Genomic DNA, 19,539 nt, shown 5'->3' with positions numbered 1-19,539 from the left:
TGGTCGAAATGCCCGGAATCTGTGAGCGATGCATCACATCAGCCGCCAGTGCCCTCACTGCTAGATGACTATGTCCGGTAGTGTGCCAGTGTGTCAAGACCTCCCGTAAACCCTGCCCAACCCGCCTCCGGACCGGAGCCGGGAGAAGATTCCGATGCGCAGGCGCACCGAGAAAAGAGCGGCCCGACCGGCAGCCGCCGGCCAAGGGGTGTGGCAGTGATTTCTGCTGTTGTCCTGTTGGAAGCCCTAGCGCTCATGGGCGCCGCCGCCTGGTACGCGTACGAATTGCTGACTGGCGCCCCTGTCCTGACTTTTTGGGGAGCCGTTTTTACGCTGGGGCTGCTCCTTGCCTTCTCGGTGTGGTTGTTCGCGGTGGGCCATTACTTGTTCCGTGGATACCGATGGACCCGGGCCGCTGCATTGGTGGCCCAGTTGTTTGTTCTCACCATCGGCTTCCCCACCATGACCGGTGGGCTGGTTCTGCCAGGCCTGGCTATGATCATCCCGGCCGTTGCGGCCATTGTCTTTCTTTTCCATAGGGACGTGATTGCCTACGTGTCGCGCACAGGCGGTACCTCTGGAGTCCTCTAGCCCGCCTCCGTGGGGGAACAATCGGTGGCAATCGGTGGGAAGTCCGTTGTGAGGACTGCTTGAAACGGCTGCACTTCTCCTCCGTCCACCACATAGCCACGCCCTGGGCGGGCTGGGCGGTCTGTTTCCAGCCGTACTCCCAGGAGTTCGCCATCGTGTGCCGATCCCGGCGCCAGGACCACACCCATTCGGAAGGTCTGGACTTCCCGGGCGAGTGGCAGTTGTTGCGTCAGTGCGGGCCCGGGAGTGGCTGTCATCACGATGCCTCGGACTTTACCCACCAAAGCAGTGAGGGCTTGGCGCCCTTGGGTGTCAAGAGAGTCCGCGTCGTCCACCAACACGACGCTCTCCGGGGCCAGCTCAAAGTTTTCTTGTGTGGCCGAGGCCCGGAAAGAGTCCGCGGATGTTCCAAGTGCCGGCACAACCCAGGCAACTGAAGGATTCAGGCGACGGAGTGATGCCAAAGCCGTGCTCTTCCCTGATCGATGGCCGCCGAGGATGATGCTGACACCGTGCAGCCGGAGAGGCAGGGAAACTGGCATCGCTTCGTCCCCTCCAACGCCGATCCATAGAGCGTTCCCCGATTCCTGCCCGGCAGTCATCAACAGGGCAGACGAGGACTTGAGCCCAACACGAAATTCCTGTTCGTCCAGGCGATCGGGAAGCGGCCGCAGACGGAAGGGCGGTTTCCCTTGTGGGGGAGGGGCGAACGGCCAGTGCCCCTCGTCGGGAGCCCCGCGAAACTGGGTAACCACTGTATCTCCGTCGACGAAGTTGCCCGCGGCGACGGCGCGCCCTGGAATTGGCTCCACCTCTGGAAGGCGGGGCCAGTGAAACCGGGCTTCCTCCGTGGAGCCTGACGGAAAATAAGCCCGGTTTTGTATCGCGGCAAAGAAACGTGAACTGACCAATTCCCGGTCGCCACAAATCATCACCGTGATGCCGAGAGGACGGCCGTCCCTCACAATGTCCTGCAGGAGGCTCTCTGCCCAGGCTGAGGTCCCGGCCCGGAAGGCGGTGGCCCATGAGCACCACCCCGTGATGATCAAAGTCAGAGGCTTGGCGGTCCTCCCGGCGTCGTTGCTGGTGCGTCGAAAGTCCATTTCCTCGACAAGACGCTGTAGCACACGCGCTGCAAGCGGCAGTTGGTGCAGACCGACGAGCGCACCTACCCGTTCCTGGCCAACGAGGTCGGCCATTATTCCCGCCGCATCCAGAACAAAGGGATAAGGCTGGGGTCCTTGCATGGCCAGCATGGCCGAGACTGCCCTGAAGCAGGCGTGCATGCCGCTTGAAGCACTTCCGATCATGGCCAGATGTCCGTGCTCGGCCGGCAACCATTGCAAAGGCTCCACAACCTGCCGTGTGGGTCTGTCAACCAACGCCAGCGGCCCAACACGCCATGGCACTGCTTCAGCAGTTTCGGGAACATAAGAGGCATCCGCCAGGGAAAGTCCACCACTCCACGCAATCGCGGACGGCAGGGGTGCCGCCACGGGATGTCGCGGGAGTGAACTCCCTTGGCGGCGCCACGCGTCCTGGACAGCCAAAACAAGCCGCCCGACACCGGCATCCGGGAGGGCATCCCGATGTCCGGCCAAGGGCCGGGACGGTAGGACCTCATGGCGTGAGCCGTTGTTGAGTATCTGGGAGGCTGAGTGGACCAGCTGAGGAGATCCATCAACAGGGCCATCGGAGGCTCTGGCATCGTGGGAAACCGAGAGGGACGCGGCCTGGAATTCTTCCGGCTTGCCTGAGGCCCGGACCAGGTAGGCCCTTCCCGGAGTGTCTGCCCTGATGGAGGCGGCCACCTTTGAATTGATGATATCCACGGACTCCGCCTCTGACTGCACTCGAAGGGCGATACTCGACGCGACGTTCGCCCGGATGTCGGCGGTCAATGCTCCTTGAGGCCTCTGGGTTGCCATCACCAGATGGACACCAAGGGATCGGCCGATGGTGGCGACCCGCATGAGCTCGCGGAGGGCGCCGGGAGCTTCGTCAATCAGCATGCGGAACTCGTCGATGACCAAAACCAAATGCGGAACTGCAGGACACGTGCTCGACGCAGCAAGGTGGTATTGGTCCAGGTCCGTGACGTCAGCCGCAGCGAACAATTCCTCGCGGTACCTGATTTCTCCCCGGAGCGAAGCAAGTGCGCGATCCAACTGACGCCCACCCAGATCGGTCAAGAGGCCTACGCAGTGAGGCAAGCCGGCGAGCGGCCGTAATCCTGAGCCGCCTTTAAAATCGACAAAGAGGAATGTTGTGTGATCGGGGGAGTACGTCAACGCCATGGAAGCGACGAGGGTCCTCAGGAGCTCGGATTTTCCTGAGCCCGTGGTACCCGCCACCAGGAGGTGTGGTCCGTCGCGCTTAAAGTCAAAAGTCACGGGTCCCTGACGTCCCTGGCCCAACACTGCCCTTAGTCCAGGCAATCGTGCATTGTCTTCCCAGCGAAGAAGAACTCTTCGGGTTCCGAAGGGAAGAAAAGTAGCCAATGTGCACTGCTCAGGAACGGGCTGCCGCGCGTCGACACGTTCCTGGTGGACCCGCGAAGCAATAGTGCGGCAGAACGTATCGAAAACGCTGATTGGGACGAGGTCTGGGACGAATGACCGGCGCTCGCCGGCCACGGTCAGTGTCCCGGTGGTCCCTGACGTGGAAAGCTCGACAAAGGGGTCGGGGTGATCAGCAGATGGGCCGCAATGGACCACTTGCCACCCGTTCCGGCGTCCGGCAACCAGGAGAGACGACAACGCGCCCTTGTCCCAACCTGCCGGTTCATCGATGATGACCAGCCTTCCATGGGCGCTGCCGCTTAGTTGCTGCATGGCCGTGAGGGCCACCTCGTGCTGGGTCGTAAGAGTTACCTTCGCGAGGAACCTGGCGCTTAGGGGCAGCCTTCCGACCGTCCCAACGATAATGACCGGTGACTCCGCAGCCCGGGGGTAGCCGGCCATCTGCATCAGCATGAATCGGAGCAGGGAATCAACGTGGTCAGGAGGTCCGTCAAGTGCCACCGTAGGAAGTCCAGGGTCCAATGTCACTGCGGCTGATCCGATGTCTGGTGCGCTGAACATCGGATCGTCAGGTACCAACCGGATGTTTGCCTGTGCATTGGCTGTGCCCAGCCGGATCCAGCTGCCGGAATCTGCGCCTACGGTTTTCCCGTGGGTATTTGTGGGCGATGGGGACAACGATGAACCGGCTTGGCCTCGTGCTTCGTCCTGAACCTGCAGGGCGGCCGTGCCGCAGATAGCCAGCACCAGTTCCGCCGCGGAGGGAGAGCAACGTTGCCGGCGGCCGAGATCCTCCTGAGCAGCGCGGGCCACAGCCAATCCACATTCCCGGCGGCTCTTCCGTCCGGTGATGAACGGGATCAGGAGACTGACCGCGGAGATGGCGGTGAATCCCAGATACATCCACATTCCTGTGGCAATGGCCAGTCCAACGCCTGCGATCAACGGCAGCCCGGCGGCCAGGATGATCGCCGTGCGGCTTCCCTGCCGTCCGGCATGCGGCACCTCAAGTGGTTCCTCCACGGACCGTCCGGCATCGTTGGAAATTTCGGGGAGGGGACCTCTCTCCGTGGAGACAGAGAACACGCTGTTGCCGCACAGGATGGTTGATTCCGACGTCACGGACGTGCGCCGCGACGGGCGTCCATCCACGAGGACCGGGTTGACGGCTGCGACGCCACTCAGGGTCAGTGCAGTACTGGAAACATCCAGCACGGCGTGCTCCCTGGACATGCCTGGATCCGGCACGGAAATCTCCGTGACTCCGCGGCCTATCCGGAAGCGGCCGCGATGAATACGGAAGACAGCTCCGGCGCTGGGGCCAGAATGAGCAAGCAGCATGAGCGGCAGGGACGCTGGCTCGGAGGCGTGGTGCGGTGCGGGGCCGTCGACGAGTATTGCACCCGACACCAGTGGAGGCCGGCCGACCGTCAGGTCGGCTATATCCCTTCCATCCACTGCCAATCGACCAGTCCCGCGCTCCTCCCCAAGAATCGACTGAAGTTGGGCTCCGGGGGTGCCTGGAGGGACCCGGATGGTCAATTCCTCCGGAGCCGAGAGCTCCGCGGCCGCCGGGCCCCTCACCAACGTGCATTCCAAAGTCATGGTTTTCCGTCTTCCCGTGATCAGTCACGCGCCTGCCCAAACAGAGTAGGCCGCTGCCCTTGACGCTAGAGGCCTTCACGCCGTACTGCAGCCTCGGATAAGGCGTATGTGGACAAACCCGGGCGATCTTCACGGGTGGCCCTTGACGCCGCGGCATGGTGTCTCAGCTAAGATGAATCTCGTTGTCGCGTGTGCTCAATGAGGAAGGACCTTCACCGGTGATAGTGGTTGCGGAGAGCGCCGATGTTTCAGACAAGGCGGTAATTGGTGATGGATCAAAGATTTGGCATCTTGCCCAAGTCCGCGAGCAGGCCGAGTTAGGCGTCAATTGCATCGTGGGACGAGGTGCCTATATCGGCACCGGGGTAAAGATGGGGGACAACTGCAAAGTCCAGAACTACGCACTTGTTTACGAGCCCGCGGAACTTGAAGCCGGTGTGTTCATTGGCCCGGCTGTTGTGCTGACCAACGACACCTACCCCCGTGCTGTCGGCCCAGACGGCAGCTTGAAGAGCGCTCACGATTGGGAGCCCGTTGGCGTCACCATTCGCGAAGGCGCATCAATCGGTGCCCGTGCCGTGTGCGTTGCTCCCGTGACCATTGGACGGTGGGCCACAGTTGCCGCCGGCGCGGTCGTGGCTAAAGATGTCCCGGATTTTGCCCTGATGGTCGGAGTTCCGGCCAAGCGTCACGGGTGGGTCGGCAAAGCCGGTTTCCCGCTGCAGCGCAGCGGAGAGAACTGGGTGTGTCCGGAAACCGGCGCAACGTATGTTGAACAGAACGAGACCCTTCGAGAGGTAGAGGCATGAGCCCCGAATTCATTCCCCCGGCCAAACCCATCATCGGCGATGAAGAGCGCAAGGCCGTTGATGCCGTGTTGGCTTCCGGCCAACTCGCCCAGGGCGCGGAGGTAGCCTCTTTCGAGGAGGAATTCTCCCAGGTCCTCCTCGATGGCAGGGCCGCCGTCGCCGTCAACTCCGGCACCTCGGGTCTTCACCTGGGCCTGCTGGCTGCCGGCATCGGCGCTGGAGACGAGGTCATCGTTCCGTCGTTTACTTTCGCGGCGACGGCCAACTCGGTGGCACTGACTGGTGCCACCCCGGTTTTCGCTGACGTTGATCCCGACCACTACACGCTGGACCCGGCTTCGGTCGAAGCAAAAATCACAGACCGTACAGCGGCCATCATGCCTGTGCACCTTTACGGACACCCATTCAACGTCGACGCAATTGGCGCGCTTGCCTCAAAGCACGGCGTCAAGGTCTTCGAGGACGCTGCCCAGGCCCATGGCGCAGCAGTTAACGGACGCAAGGTCGGCACGTTCGGCGACTTCGCCATGTTCAGCCTTTACCCCACCAAGAACATGACGTCGGGTGAGGGTGGCATGGTCAGCACCGGTCTGGCCGACGTGGAGCGCCGCCTCCGGTTGCTCCGCAACCAGGGCATGGAACGCCAGTACGAGAACGAACTGGTTGGCTTCAACTGCCGTATGACCAACATCCATGCCGCCATCGGCCGCGTCCAGCTGACCAAGGTCAACGGCTGGACCAAGACCCGCCAGGAAAATGCTGCCTTCTTTGACGCGAACATCGAAGGCGTTGTCACGCCTAAGGTCGCTGAAGGTTACGAACACGTTTACCACCAGTACACGATCCGCATCGCTGAGGACCGTGACGGTTTTGCCAAGGCACTGCGCGAGGAATACAACGTTGGCTGCGGGGTCTACTACCCGATTCCCAACCACCGTCTTGCGCCTTTCCAGACCTCGGATGACCTCCCCGTCACCGAAGAGGCGGCAGCAAGCGTGCTCTCCCTTCCGGTGCACCCGTCATTGAGCCAGGATGACCTTGACCGGATTGTTGCCGCCGTCAACGCTGTCGCCAAGGCGGGTAGCTAGTGGCGAATCTGCGCGCAGGCCTCATTGGACTGGGAATGATGGGGCGTCACCACGCCCGTGTCATTCGTGAACTTGAAGGTGTTGACCTTGTTGCTGTTGCCGATTCCTTCGGCGACCCCCACAACGTCGCCGACGGCCTGACGGTTTTCAACACCGTTGAGGAACTCATCGCACAGGGCATTGACATGGCTGTGGCAGCAGTGCCCACCATCCTGCACGAGGAAGTGGCGCTGCAGCTTGCAGAGGCAGGTGTTCACTGCCTCGTAGAGAAGCCGATCGCGAACGATTCCGAGTCGGGACGACGCATCGCGGAAGCCTTTGAATCCAAGGGGCTCATCGGTGCCGTAGGGCACATTGAACGGTTCAATCCCTCGCTGCAGAGCCTGCGGGACCGGTTGGAGAACGGTGACCTGGGCGATGTCTACCAGATCAGCACGAGGCGGCAGGGGCCTTTCCCGGCCCGTATCGCCGATGTCGGGGTGGTCAAAGACCTGGCCACCCATGACATCGACCTCACAGCCTGGCTGGCCCAGAGCAACTTCGTCAACGTCGTTGCCCACACCACATCGCGCAGTGGCCGCGAGCATGAAGATATGGTGACGGCCATCGGTCACCTTAAGAGTGGCGTTGTGACGAACCACATTGTCAACTGGTTGTCGCCCATGAAGGAACGCACCACCGTGGTTCTTGGTGAACGTGGCGCGTTCATTGCCGACACCATTTCCGCGGACCTCACATTCGTGGAGAACGGTACGTTCCAAACGGACTGGGATTCCGTGGCGGCGTTCCGCGGTGTTTCGGAGGGTTCATCGACACGCTTTGCCTTGGCGAAGCGTGAACCCCTCAAAATGGAGCACGAGGCCTTCCGTGATGCAGTTCTCGGAAAGTCGTTGAACATTGTCACCATGGCGGAAGGGCTCGAGACACTGAGGGTCGCGGAGGCTGTTTTGGAATCCGCGAAATCCGGCTCAGTCATCACTCTCTGAGCACTTCAGACCAAGCAAGGCACCAAGGGGAGGTTGGCCGCTGGCCAACCTCCCCTTGCCGTTTCCTGGCGTGGCACCTCACCGCCGTGCACCGCCCCGGATACGGGAACCCGCGTCATGTCGGGTAGCCTTGACCAGTAGACGTGGGCATTTCTGTGCCCGCACGCCAATACACAGGAGAGTTTGTGAACGCTGATCTCGTCGTCGTCGGCTCGGGTTTCTTTGGCCTGACCATTGCAGAACGCGCCGCTACCGAGTTGGGGCTGAAGGTGGCGGTGCTTGATCGCCGCCACCATATTGGAGGAAACGCCTACAGCGAGAACGAAGCGCAGACGGGAATCGAGGTCCACCGCTACGGTGCACACCTCTTCCACACGTCGAATGAACGCGTTTGGGAATATGTGAACCGCTTCACCAAGTTCACGAGCTACCAGCACAAGGTGTACACCAGCCACAAAGGCGAGGTTTACCCGATGCCCATCAACCTGGGCACCATCAACCAGTTCTTCCGTTCGGCTATGAGCCCGACCGAAGCGAAGGCCCTCATCGCGGAACAGGCCGGTGAATTGGCCGGGACCGATCCGCAGAACCTCAATGACAAAGGCATCCAGCTGATTGGCCGCCCGCTGTACGAGGCGTTTATCAAGCACTACACAGGCAAGCAGTGGCAGACGGATCCCAAGGACCTGCCGGCCGAGATTATTTCCCGGCTCCCTGTGCGCTACAACTACGACAACCGGTACTTCAATGACACTTACGAGGGTCTTCCGGTTGACGGCTACACAGCCTGGATCGAGCGTATGGCCGATCACCCCAACGTCGAGGTTGTCCTGAATACGGACTTCTTCGACGACGGCGAGTTCGGCAGGTCTTCTGTTCTGGGCCAGGTGCCGGTCATCTACACCGGCCCGGTGGACCGCTACTTCGACTACGCCGAAGGCGACCTGTCGTGGCGCACCATCGACCTTGAAGAAGAAGTACTTCCCATTGAGGACTTCCAGGGCTGTTCCGTGATGAACTACCCGGACGCCGATGCCGCCTACACGCGCATACACGAATTCCGGCACTTCCACCCTGAGCGTGACTACACCAAGGACGCAACGGTCATCATGCGTGAGTTCTCGCGCTTTGCGGAAAAGGGCGACGAGCCGTACTACCCGGTCAACACCTCTGACGACCGCCAGAAACTGCTCGCATACCGCGACCTCGCCCGGGGCGAGAAGTCCGTCCTCTTCGGCGGGCGTTTGGGAACCTACAAGTACCTCGACATGCATATGGCCATTGGCTCCGCCTTGTCCATGTTCGATAACAAGATCAAGCCGCACTTCACTGGCGGCGCCAAGCTTGAAAGCGGGGGAGTGGACGCATGACGGCTACTACGAACGAAAGTCAGATGACGGCGATGACCACCACGGATGACCTGGCACCGGCCAAAGAAAGCCTGCGAATCGTTCAGCGTGTGGTTTTCCCCGCTAACCGCGACCTCGACACTCTTCCGCTGTATGTCGACCCGGACACCAGCAAGGTGAAAAAGGACGACGGCGACAGCGGCGCCGTCGTGCAGGCTGTTGGCATGACACGGAAGCTGCACCCGGAGGACATCCTGGACCGCGGTTCCGTGCAGGTTCGCCGTGGTGAGCGGCTTTCCTTCGGTTCCTATTTCAATGCTTTTCCTGCCAGCTACTGGCGGAAGTGGACCGTTGCCACGAAGACAGTCCTGCATCTTGAGACTGAGGGCGAAGGAACAGTCATTGTCTACCGTTCCAACGCCCGTGGTGCCTCGCAGCGAGTTGATTCCATTCTCGTGGAAGGCGCAGCCAGCAACGACTTTGAGTTGACCCTGGCGCCGTTCGGCGACGGTGGCTGGTACTGGTTCGACCTCATTGCCGGTGGCGACGGAATGACGCTGAAGAGCGCCCACTGGGCAGTCCCGGATGAAGGCCGCCCCCAGGGCCGCGTCACGCTCGGTGTTACGACGTTCAACCGCGCTGACTACTGCCTTGAAACCATCAAGTCGATTGACGCCGACGCCGGCCTGAGGGAGATCCTCGCCGAGCTGATCATCGTGGACCAAGGCAACAAAAAGGTCGCCGACGAAGCCGGATTCGACGCAGTCGCAGAATCGATGGGTGACCAGCTCCGCGTCATCAACCAGGGCAACCTGGGCGGTTCAGGCGGCTTCGCCCGCAACATGTACGAGATGGTCGTTTCCGATAAGAGCGACTACGTGATGCTGCTGGACGACGACATTGAGCTTGAGACGGAGGGCGTCATGCGGGCAGTGGCGTTCGCTGACCTCTGCCGCAAGCCAACCATTGTCGGCGGGCACATGTTCGACATGTACAACAAGTCTGTCCTGCATGCCTACTCGGAGGTCGTCAACTTCTACCGCTTCCTTTGGGGTCCGGTGGAAGGCCTCGGCAACCACGACTTCTCTTCTGCGGGCTTGCGGTCCACCCCTCAGCTGCACAGGCGCTGGGATGCTGACTACAACGGTTGGTGGATGTGCCTTATCCCGAAGACCGTGGTGGAAACCATTGGACTTTCCCTTCCCGTCTTCATCAAGTGGGATGACGCGGAGTATTCACTTCGCGCCCGTGCGGCCGGATTCCCGACTGTCACTCTTCCCGGGGCGGCTGTATGGCACGTCTCCTGGGCCGACAAGGACGACTCTGTTGACTGGCAGGCCTACTACCATGAGCGCAACCGGCTTATCGCCACGCTCCTGCACTCGCCGTTCCCCAAGGGCGGACGCATCCTGCGCGAAAGCCTGAACACGGATGTCAAGCACTTGGTGTCCATGCAGTACTACCCCGAGCAGGCGCGGATCATGGCCCTCAGGGATGTCCTTGCGGGGCCGGGTAACCTGCACCAGCAGCTGCCCACCACCATGCCCAAGCTCCGTGCAATGCGCGAGGAATTCCAGGACTCCCAGGTGAAGACGGATCCCGGGGCCTTCCCGGAGGTCTTCCGGAAGCGTCCCCCCAAGAAGCCGCAGTCATACAAGCAGCCCGGTGCCCTTGGTCTGCTTCCTTGGGCCGTCAAGACCGTCCTGAAGCAAACCCTTGCCCCCGTGCGCGACTCCGCCAAGGAGAACCCCGAGGCACAGGTGGCGCACCAGGATGGCAAATGGTGGAGCCTTGCGCACTTGGACAGTGCAGTCGTCTCCAATGCAGATGGCACAGGAGCTTCCTGGCACTTGCGCGACCCCAAGCTGGCGCGCCAGCTTGTGGTGGAATCAGCAAAACTCCACGCCCAGCTCTTCTCGAACTGGGAGACCCTGCGGACCCAGTATCAGGAAGCCCTTCCAGAGATCACTTCGATGGACTCCTGGCGGGAAACCTTTGAAGCGTCGGAGCCCAGCAAGTAGCGATGTCGAACTCCACTGATACGTATGCTGTTCCGGGGGTGGGCGCCGGGTTGTTGGACGTCTACCGCCGGCGGTACCTCCTTAAGCTGATTGTCCGCAAGGAACTCCGGGTCCGCTACCGTGGCTCGGTCCTGGGTTTGGCGTGGTCCTACGTTAAGCCGCTGGTCCAGTATGTGGTCCTGTTTTTTGCCTTGGGCATCGTGTTGCGGGTTGGGGATCAAATTCCCAACTACGCGCTTTACATGTTCTCCGGTGTCATTGTCATCAACTTCTTCTCGGAGGCATTTTCGAATGCCACCCGATCCATCGTCTCGAATGCGGCGCTGGTAAAGAAGATCTATCTTCCGCGTGAGCTGTTCCCAGTGGCATCCGTATGGGTGGCTGCGGTCCACTTCCTGCCGCAATTGATTGTCCTGCTGGCTGCAGCACTGCTGAGCGGGTGGCATCCGGACATCATGCAGCTCTTCGGTGCCCTTCTTGGTTTTGTCATTGTGGCCGTTACGGCAACAGGCCTTGGCCTGTTGGCCGGTGCCATCAATGTGTTCTTCCGGGATGCCGAGAACATCGTGGACATGCTGATGATGATCGTGACATGGACTTCGCCGGTCTTGTACGACTGGACCATGATCCGCCGCCTGGCTGCGCCTTGGGTATTGACGATCTACCAGCTCAACCCCATTACCGTTGCGGTGGAACTGTTTCACTGGGCGTTTTGGTATCCAACAGTCAATCAGCCTGTCGAATTGCCTCCGCACCTCCTGGTGACCGGCTTCATCGGGTTGGGCATGGCGGCACTGTTCCTTGTTATTGGCCAGATCGTCTTCCGACGGCTCGAGGGCCACTTTGCGCAGGAGGTCTAAATGGGTGCAGCAGTAATCGTCAAGGGCTTGAAGAAAACTTTCAACCTCCGCCACTCGCACTCCATGAAGGAAACGCTGGTGTGGCTCGCCAAGGGGCGAAAGGGGGATCTCACCAAGAAATTCGACGCCCTGCACGACGTCAGTTTTGAGATCCAGCCGGGGGAGACCGTGGCATTGTTGGGCTTCAACGGCTCCGGCAAGTCCACGCTTCTGAAGCTGATCTCGGGTGTCATCCTGCCCGACCAAGGGACCGTTCGCACCAAGGGCAGGGTCGCAGGCCTGATCGAGGTGGGAGCAGGCTTTCACCCGGATCTATCAGGTCGTGAAAACGTCTATCTCAATGCAGCCATCCTGGGGATGACGGAGCAGGAGATCCAGGAAAAGTTCGACGACATCGTTGCCTTCTCCGAGATCGAACAGTTCATTGACACCGAGGTCAAGTTTTATTCCTCGGGTATGTTCCTCAGGCTTGCGTTTGCGGTAGCTGTCCATACCCAACCGGATATTTTCCTCGTTGACGAAATCCTTGCCGTGGGCGACGAGCCTTTCCAGAGGAAGTGCCTGGCTAAGATCAAGCAGCTCTCTGATGAAGGCCGCACTTTGGTGGTGGTCAGTCACGACCTCGACATGATTTCGCGGATCTGCGACCGGGGAGTGGTGTTGTCTTCGGGCACGGTCCAGTTCGAGGGTCCGGCTGACCAAGCTGTGGCGTGGCTGCGGGAACGCAACTAACCCGCATCCAATTGCAAAGAGTCGTCTGTCAACGGATGGCTGGTGGAAGCATCTAAGAAAGGCGATCGTAGGAATGGGTATCGGCCCGCTGCTTTTGTGTGTACTCCTGATCGTTGTGTTGTGGTGGGGCCCGGGTTGGATCCTGGGAGAAGCGTTGGGCGTCCGCCGGGTTCTCCTGCCCGTTGTAGCGCCCTTGCTCGGAATGGGCGTCCTGACTGTCATCGGCGTCATGGGAAATGCGCTGGGTCTCAGCTGGCAGTTGCTCCCGGTGACTGCCGTCCTGCTGGTACTTTGTGCGCTCCTGTTTGCCCTGCGCCTGACTCTGCGGCGCTATTTCCCGGATAAGTTCGGAACCGTTGACCAGCCGTCTGTCTTTGGCAAGCAGCTTTTTAAGGGATCGTGGTGGATCCTCCTGGCCGGTTTGGTTGCTGGCGGTGCGGTTGCCGCTGTGTCTTGGATTGTGGGCACCGAAGGTCTCCAAGGCATCAACCAGGACTGGGACATTCCCTGGCACGCCAACATGATCCGACTGATCTCCGTGAACCACGAGTGGGATCCGAGTATCGCAGGCAACTTTGCCTATTACGACACCACCATTCCTGAGGCTCCCATCCGGAGCTACCCGATTGCCTTCCACGCAGTGTTGTCGCTGTTCTGGCCGATGAGCAGTGTCAGCATCCCGGTGTTTCTGAACGTCTTTGTCCTGGTGATGATGGCAGTTCAACTGCCGTTGAGCACCATGGCCTTGACCATGCTGGTCACCCGCCGCCCGATTGCTCTGGCGGCCGCGGCGGCCGTTGCCGGTTGGTTCACGGTCTACCCTTACGACCTCCTGTGGCGTGGCCCGCTGATTCCTTTCTTTGCCGGAATGCTGCTGGTTGGGCCGTTCGCCCTGCTGGCAGTGAAGGGGGCCCTGGAGCGGCAGAAGTTCTGGATCCCCGGCATCGCTTTTGGCGCAGTCGGACTCATAGCAGTCCATCCCTCACTGGCCTTCGTCGTCCTGCCCGTTCTGATCTTCTGGTTCCTTTCCGCCCTGATCCGCCGCAAGGGCAGGATCCTCGGCATCACGGTCTACCTTGCGGTCTCCGGTGCTCTGGCAGTCGTCCTCGGGTGGCCGATCATCGCCCAGATGCTGAAGGAATCCGAGCGCGTCTCCAAACAGGTTTGGGCCGCGGACACTGACCGCAACGGCGCTATCCAGAACATCATTTTCCTGAACCACGGTTCAATGGCAATGCCGATCCTGACGGCCCTTGTGGCCCTTGGCTGCCTGGCCGTGGTCCTCAGGATCCGCATGTGGTGGTACTTCGGACCGGTCCTCGCTTTCGCCTTCCTCTCGGTCTACACCATGGGTACCGACAACCCACGCTTCATGACTCTGACGGCACCGTTCTACGACGACCAGTGGCGTATCTTCGGAATCTTGGTGATGCTCCTTGTGCCCCTTGCGGGTTTGGGAGTGGCGCAGTTGGCTGAAGCCATCGCCTGGCTGGTGGCGAAGGTACGCAGCCGCTCGGCCAACTCCACTACGGACGGAATCAAAGCCGGGCGCAGGCCCAGCCACGTGGTGACCGCAGTTGCCGCGGCAGCGGTACTCCTTGTCAGTGGTATTGCGGCCATTCCGTACTTCAAGCAAAACGCCCAACGCATCAACATCAATACCAAGGTGGATGGGGCTACGTTGAGTGCATCCGAGGTTGGACTCCTCAGCAAAATCGATCAGTATGTGCCAGAGGATGCCACGGTTCTGAACGATTCCTGCGACGGGTCAGTATGGATGTACGCGCTGGGTAACCGGATGCCGATGATCCGCCACTTCGAGATCCTTCCGACCAACCGCCAATTGCTGGTGCTCCAAAAGCTCCCCGAGCTTGCCACTGACTCCGAGGTCCGCGACGCAGCTGCTGAACTGGGTATCGAATGGGTCTACATTGCTGATGGCAGGATCCGGGCGTGGGACGAACCCAAGGCCGGGCTGACGCAGCCTGACTCGATTCCGTATCTTCAGCTGGTAGTGCGTGAAGGTAATGCTGCGTTGTACAAGATTGACTGGTCGCAACTGCCTGGCGGTAAGGAAGCATTCGACGCCGCAGCGAAGGACCGGCTCCAGCTCGACGGCGTATCGGGAATCCTTGAGAACCGGAACCCTGATGGAATAGCACCGCTAGGAAGGATCTGCTGATCATGAAGGCATTCATCTCCAAGTTCCTGGCGTCCAGTTTGTTCAAGTTCCTGCTGATCGGCGGCCTGAGCTTCCTCTTGGATCTGGGGCTGCTGGCCCTGTGCTTCCAGGTCTTCGGCTGGCCGCTGTGGCTGGCGACCGGTGCGGGCTTCTGGGGCAGCTTTTTCTTCAACTACTTCCTGCAGCGGCATTTTGCGTTCAACGGCGGTGGAACAGCTTTGGGTGGCGTACTTCGCTACTCAGGGCTTTTGGTTTTCAACACGCTTGCCGTGATGGGCATCGTTGAGCTTTTCCAGTTCATCGGCGCCGGCTACGTGATAGGCAAGGTGGTTGCGACCATTGTGACCATGGGGTGGAACTACTTCATTTACAAGCACTGGGTCTTCCCGCAAAAGAAGCAACCGACCAGCGGCAGCGAACAGTCAGATGGCCAGTCGGGCACCGACGCGCCAACACAGAAACTCACACCAAACAGCAGCGAAGGATAATCGATGTATCGAGGCGTTCGAATTGCCGCGGTAGTACCGGCCTACAAAGAAGAAAACCACATCGCACAGGTCATCGAAACGATGCCTGATTTTGTTGATGACATTGTCATTGTTGATGACTGCAGCCCGGACGACACGTCGGGGGCAGCACGTCGGGCCGACGACGGCCGGGTCACCTTGATTCGCCATGAAGTCAACCAAGGCGTGGGAGGCGCAGTCCTCACGGCCCACAAAGCCGCGATGGAATTGGGCTCCGACATCAACGTGGTCATGGCTGGCGATGCCCAGATGGATCCCGACTACCTGCCGCAGCTTCTTGATCCGGTGGTCGATGGCTACGGATTCGCCAAGGCCAACCGTTTCTTTTCGGGTGAGTCGTTCGCGGGCATGCCCGGCTACAGGATTTTCGGCAACATCGTGTTGTCCTTCATGACGAAGCTCGCTTCCGGTTACTGGCACATCTTCGATCCGCAGAACGGCTACACCGCCATTCGCACGGAGGTCCTCCGCCGTCTTCCCATGAACAAGGTGGCGGCGCGCTACAGCTTCGAAAACGACCTCCTGATCCACCTCAACATTCTTGATGTTCCGATCGTTGATGTGCCGATTCCAGCTGTTTACGGCAACGAGGTCTCCAGCATCAAGCTCCGCAAGGTCATTCCTGAACTTCTTGCCATGCTCTTTGGCGGCTTCTGGCGCCGTGTGTGGTGGAAGTACATGGTGTGGTCCTTCTCCGCTGTTGCCCTCCTGCTGATCGCAGGCATTGCCTTGATCGTCATGGGCCTGGTGGCCGGAATCTGGGTACTTGCCGCAAGCGTGGGTTCGCCGACGGCGGGTTCGGTGATGCTCGCTGTGGTTCCCTTTGTGCTGGGCGTCCAGATGCTGCTGGTATCCCTGCAATTGGATATCCAGGCGAGCCCCAACAGGCCCACTATGCATCCCATGAAGGAACGTACCTAGGCATTCGTTGAAACAGGGGAGGGGCCCGGACGCGTTGGCGTCCGGGCCCCTCCCTGTTTTGCCTTCCTACGGCAGGGACGTGAATCCTCCCCAGCCCCAGCCGACCTGGCTCCGGGAGAGCCATCCAGAAGTCCCGTTGCCGGGATACAGGAACAAGTTGCCGCCGGCATCACGGGCGAGGACGTCATTTTTGCCGTCGCCGTTGAAGTCGCCCGGCCCGAGGATGGCGGTCATGCCACTCCATCCGCTTCCCACCTGGACCCGGCTAAGCCAGCCTCCGGTACCGTTGCCGGGGTAGAGCCAGAGAATGCCTGACGTGTCCCGGGCAAGGACATCGGTCTTGCTGTCGCCGTTGAAGTCCCCGGTACTGAGGATGGCATTCATGGAGTTCCACCCGGTACCCACCTGGGCGCTTGAGGCGAAGCCGCCAGTACCGTTGCCCCGGTAGAGCCACAGTATTCCGGCGGAGTCCCTAGCGAGGACGTCTGCCTTCCCGTCGCCGTTGAAGTCGCCCGGCGCCAGGATCAGCGTCATGCCGGACCAGCCTGTGCCTGCTTGAACGCGGGTCTGGAGGCCTCCTGATCCATTTCCAGGGTAGAGCCACAGAACGCCGTTGGTATCCCTGGCCAGGACGTCGCTGCGTCCGTCCCCGTTGAAGTCCTTGGTGGGGACAATGGCATTCAACGAGTTCCACCCGGTGCCGAGCGAGCGTTGGGCCAACCAACCTCCGGCTCCATTCCCCGGGTACAGCCAGAGCGTGCCGGCGTTGTCGCGCGCCACGACGTCGTTCTTTGCATCTCCGGTGTAGTCCTTCCAGGTGTTCGCCGGTGGCGCTGTCACGGTGTAGGCCTGGGTGACGATTGCCGAACTGTTGTTGGATGTGTCCACTGCAAAGTACTTCAGAGTCATCGCTGCTGTGAGGGTGATGGCCGTGGAGTACTTGTTGGCGGCTGTAGCGGTCGGATTCGTGCCATTGGTGGTGAAGTAGATACTCGCACCAACCTCATTCGCCGCCAGCGTGATCTGCTGGTTGGCGGGATAGCTGCCCGCAGGCGGGGTCACCGTAACCACGGGAGGTGTCGTATCCAGTACGGTGTAGGCCCGTGTGGTCACCGCAGAGGCGTTTCCATAGGCGTCAACAGCAAGGGCCTTCACGGTGGTGTTGCCCGTGAGGGCAAAGGGCGCTGTGTAGGCCTTGGTGCTTCCCGAGGCGGCCGTGGCAGGGGTGGTGCCATCGGTAGTGTAGAAGATGTTGCCCGGTTCGCTCGAGGACATGGTGACAAGTTGTCCCGAGGCATATCCTCCGGCTGCTGGTGCCACGGTCAGGGTTGGAGCGGTGTTGTCGAGTATGTACGTCTGCGTGGCCACAGCCGAGGAATTTCCTGCAGTGTCCCGCGCGAAGTACTTCAGGGTCAGCGACGTCAACGGAATCGGGCCCGAGTACACGGGACTCGACGTCGTAGGCACTGTGCCATCCTTGGTGACGTAGATGGTGGCTGCTTCGTTGGCCGACAACGTGATGGACTTCCCGGCTCCATAGGTGCCTCCAGCCGGGTCCACGGAAACCACTGGTGGTGCTGTGTCCGCAGCAAACACCGTCACATTCCTGCTGGCAGTGGACGTGTTTCCAGCGTTGTCCCTCGCTTCCACCGTGAAGGTGACGGGACCACTGGGAACGTTGGTGTAAGCCTTGGGCGAGGTGCATGCAGTGTAGGCGTTGGAGCCGAGCTTGCACCGGAACCCCGCAATATCCGTGGCCGTTGACGCGAAGGTGAACGACGGCGAGATGCCCACCGTTGCTCCCTCTGCCGGCGAACTGATGGAGACCTGTGGTGGAGTCAGGTCGGCGGTGACTGTCACCGACGCCACCGGGCTGACGTTGCCGGCCATGTCCGTGGCCCTGACGCGCAGCACGTGCTGACCTGCGGTTGCCAAGGTGAGCACCTGGCCGTTGGTGCAGGCTGTGTACGTCGTGGTGGAATCCACCGAGCAGGACAGGGCCGAATCAGGGTCGGAGGTGACACCCAGGACAGGCGAGCCGTTGACGGTTGCACCGGCCGTGGGTGAGGTAATGACCGGAGCGGCGGGTGCGGTGACATCGACCGTGAAGGCCCGTGAAACAGGAAGGCCTGTTGGTGCGGCCCTCACCGAGAACGTGTAGGCGCCGTTGGCCAGAGCAGTTGACGGTGTAAAGGTTCCGCCGGTACATACCTGCCAAACCGGCGTCGCTGTGCTTAGTTGAAGACTGCATTCAAGGGCCCCGCCCGGAGGCGTAGAGGCGACAGTGAAGGTTGGTGTGGAGTCGTTGGTGAACGCCGGGTTTGCTGCCTGGGTTCCGTTGGCCGCAGTCGGACCGCTGACGATGGAGGGAACAACACCACCCAAGGTGAGCAGCCTTCCTCGCTCAGCGGGTTTGGCAGGATCCAGTTGTCCCGGATCTTCCATCACCAGGAGTTTGCCGTCACGCATGGCCAGGCCGCCGACCTTGCTGAAGCCGAGGGCCCACTGGTTGTTGACCGTGTCCGTGCTCAGATCGATGCGGGTGATGGTGTCCTTGCCGACGTCGGCTGTGGTGGTTCCGCCGCCGGTTCCTGTGTAGAGGACCAGGGGCGACTGCCAGTCATAGTAGATGGCCGTCGGCTTGCCGACGTTATAGAGGGGTGCTGGGACATAGTTGGTCAGTACGCCGTCGTCGGGGGCGGTAAAGACTGTCAGGCCAGAGGTTTCGGCAACGTACACCACGACGTTGCCCGCGCTGTTGCGGTGCGTCGCCGCAAGGCTGAGGGAACTGGAATTGACGGACGCGATGGACTCGATGCTCGGGTGCAGTGCCGTAGGATTCACGATCTTGACGATTGACCGCGCGTTGGCGAACGACAGGTAGATATTGCCGTCCGGGCCGTCGCTGACGGCGTTCGGGCGCAGGTCCCCGTCGAAGATGGTCAGCGCGCCGTCGTATTCGAAGACACCACCATCAGGGTTCCAGAGCGCGCGTACGACGTCGGAACTTCCGACGGCGGCATCCGGAATGAAGGCGATTTCATCACCATCGCCGTGGCTGGCAGGCGACGGATCGATCATGGCGGGTGTACCGGCCAGGGCCGGACCGCTGTCGTGACCGGGCAGCGTCCCGCCCAGGCAAGTGCTGGTTTCGAGGCTACCGGCGGTGGCGCCGGACGCCTCTGTTATGCGGCAGAATCCTGCGCGTGCATCGGAAACCCATAAGCGTCCGTCCGGGTCTACAACGGTGCCGGCAGCTTTGGTGAGACCGGTAGCCACGGTTTGACGTGCCTGATCAGCAAAAGCCGGGCCTGCAGTCAGCACACCGGTAAGTGCCGCCGTTGCG

13 protein-coding genes are annotated in these 19,539 nt (G+C 60.9%); 11 read left to right on the top strand and 2 right to left on the bottom strand.

Annotated elements, in window-relative coordinates; all coding sequences use genetic code 11:
* Window positions 1-255: 255 nt before the first annotated feature.
* Window positions 256-591, top strand: a complete 336-nt coding sequence (locus tag AYX22_RS14300; RefSeq protein ID WP_242703637.1) for a hypothetical protein — start codon at window positions 256-258, stop codon at window positions 589-591.
* On the opposite strand, the gene AYX22_RS14295 is transcribed toward AYX22_RS14300, so the two are convergent.
* Entirely contained in the window at window positions 588-4,718 is a 4,131-nt protein-coding gene (locus AYX22_RS14295; protein ID WP_207594017.1) for an FtsK/SpoIIIE domain-containing protein, read from the bottom strand. The genes AYX22_RS14300 and AYX22_RS14295 overlap by 4 nt on opposite strands.
* Before the next feature lie 191 nt (window positions 4,719-4,909).
* Here AYX22_RS14295 and AYX22_RS14290 point away from each other — a divergent pair, with 191 nt between their 5' ends.
* The 10 genes from AYX22_RS14290 (at window position 4,910) to AYX22_RS14245 (ending at window position 16,193) form a co-directional block, all read left to right on the top strand.
* The gene (locus AYX22_RS14290) at window positions 4,910-5,527 is read left to right on the top strand and encodes an acyltransferase (protein ID WP_026540062.1); all 618 of its coding nucleotides are present in this window, start codon (window positions 4,910-4,912) and stop codon (window positions 5,525-5,527) included.
* Window positions 5,524-6,615 carry a DegT/DnrJ/EryC1/StrS family aminotransferase gene (locus tag AYX22_RS14285; protein ID WP_207594016.1) on the top strand — a complete coding sequence of 364 codons (1,092 nt, stop codon included), beginning with the start codon at window positions 5,524-5,526 and terminating at the stop codon, window positions 6,613-6,615. The genes AYX22_RS14290 and AYX22_RS14285 overlap by 4 nt, the downstream gene beginning before the upstream one ends.
* A complete protein-coding gene (locus AYX22_RS14280; RefSeq protein WP_089595601.1) occupies window positions 6,615-7,601 on the top strand; it encodes a Gfo/Idh/MocA family oxidoreductase in 987 nt (328 codons plus the stop codon). The genes AYX22_RS14285 and AYX22_RS14280 overlap by 1 nt, the downstream gene beginning before the upstream one ends.
* 185 nt (window positions 7,602-7,786) lie before the next feature.
* Window positions 7,787-8,971: a UDP-galactopyranose mutase gene (glf, locus tag AYX22_RS14275; RefSeq protein WP_207594015.1), complete on the top strand. Its 1,185-nt coding sequence runs from the start codon at window positions 7,787-7,789 to the stop codon at window positions 8,969-8,971.
* Window positions 8,968-10,971 carry a glycosyltransferase gene (locus AYX22_RS14270; RefSeq protein ID WP_207594014.1) on the top strand — a complete coding sequence of 668 codons (2,004 nt, stop codon included), beginning with the start codon at window positions 8,968-8,970 and terminating at the stop codon, window positions 10,969-10,971. Before glf ends, AYX22_RS14270 begins: the two co-directional genes overlap by 4 nt.
* 2 nt (window positions 10,972-10,973) lie before the next feature.
* Window positions 10,974-11,831, top strand: a complete 858-nt coding sequence (locus AYX22_RS14265) for an ABC transporter permease (protein ID WP_172324331.1) — start codon at window positions 10,974-10,976, stop codon at window positions 11,829-11,831.
* A complete protein-coding gene (locus tag AYX22_RS14260) occupies window positions 11,832-12,563 on the top strand; it encodes an ABC transporter ATP-binding protein (RefSeq protein WP_089595598.1) in 732 nt (243 codons plus the stop codon). It begins immediately after the preceding gene.
* A 73-nt stretch (window positions 12,564-12,636) separates the two neighbouring features.
* Complete coding sequence (locus tag AYX22_RS14255; protein ID WP_207594013.1) at window positions 12,637-14,745, top strand: DUF6541 family protein; 2,109 nt, start codon at window positions 12,637-12,639, stop codon at window positions 14,743-14,745.
* A 2-nt stretch (window positions 14,746-14,747) separates the two neighbouring features.
* Window positions 14,748-15,233, top strand: coding sequence for a GtrA family protein (locus tag AYX22_RS14250; RefSeq protein ID WP_207594012.1), 486 nt, complete (start codon window positions 14,748-14,750; stop codon window positions 15,231-15,233).
* 3 nt (window positions 15,234-15,236) lie between these two features.
* Complete coding sequence (locus AYX22_RS14245; RefSeq protein ID WP_172324334.1) at window positions 15,237-16,193, top strand: glycosyltransferase family 2 protein; 957 nt, start codon at window positions 15,237-15,239, stop codon at window positions 16,191-16,193.
* 66 nt (window positions 16,194-16,259) lie between these two features.
* Here the strand turns inward: AYX22_RS14245 and AYX22_RS14240 are convergent, their stop codons facing one another.
* Complete coding sequence (locus AYX22_RS14240; RefSeq protein ID WP_242703337.1) at window positions 16,260-19,472, bottom strand: chitobiase/beta-hexosaminidase C-terminal domain-containing protein; 3,213 nt, start codon at window positions 19,470-19,472, stop codon at window positions 16,260-16,262.
* Between the last annotated feature and the right edge of the window lie 67 nt (window positions 19,473-19,539).

It is taken from the genome of Arthrobacter sp. D5-1 (assembly GCF_017357425.1).
Classification (GTDB): domain Bacteria; phylum Actinomycetota; class Actinomycetes; order Actinomycetales; family Micrococcaceae; genus Arthrobacter.
Note: the sequence above shows the minus strand (reverse complement) of the source record. Positions and strands in the feature narration are given on the sequence as shown.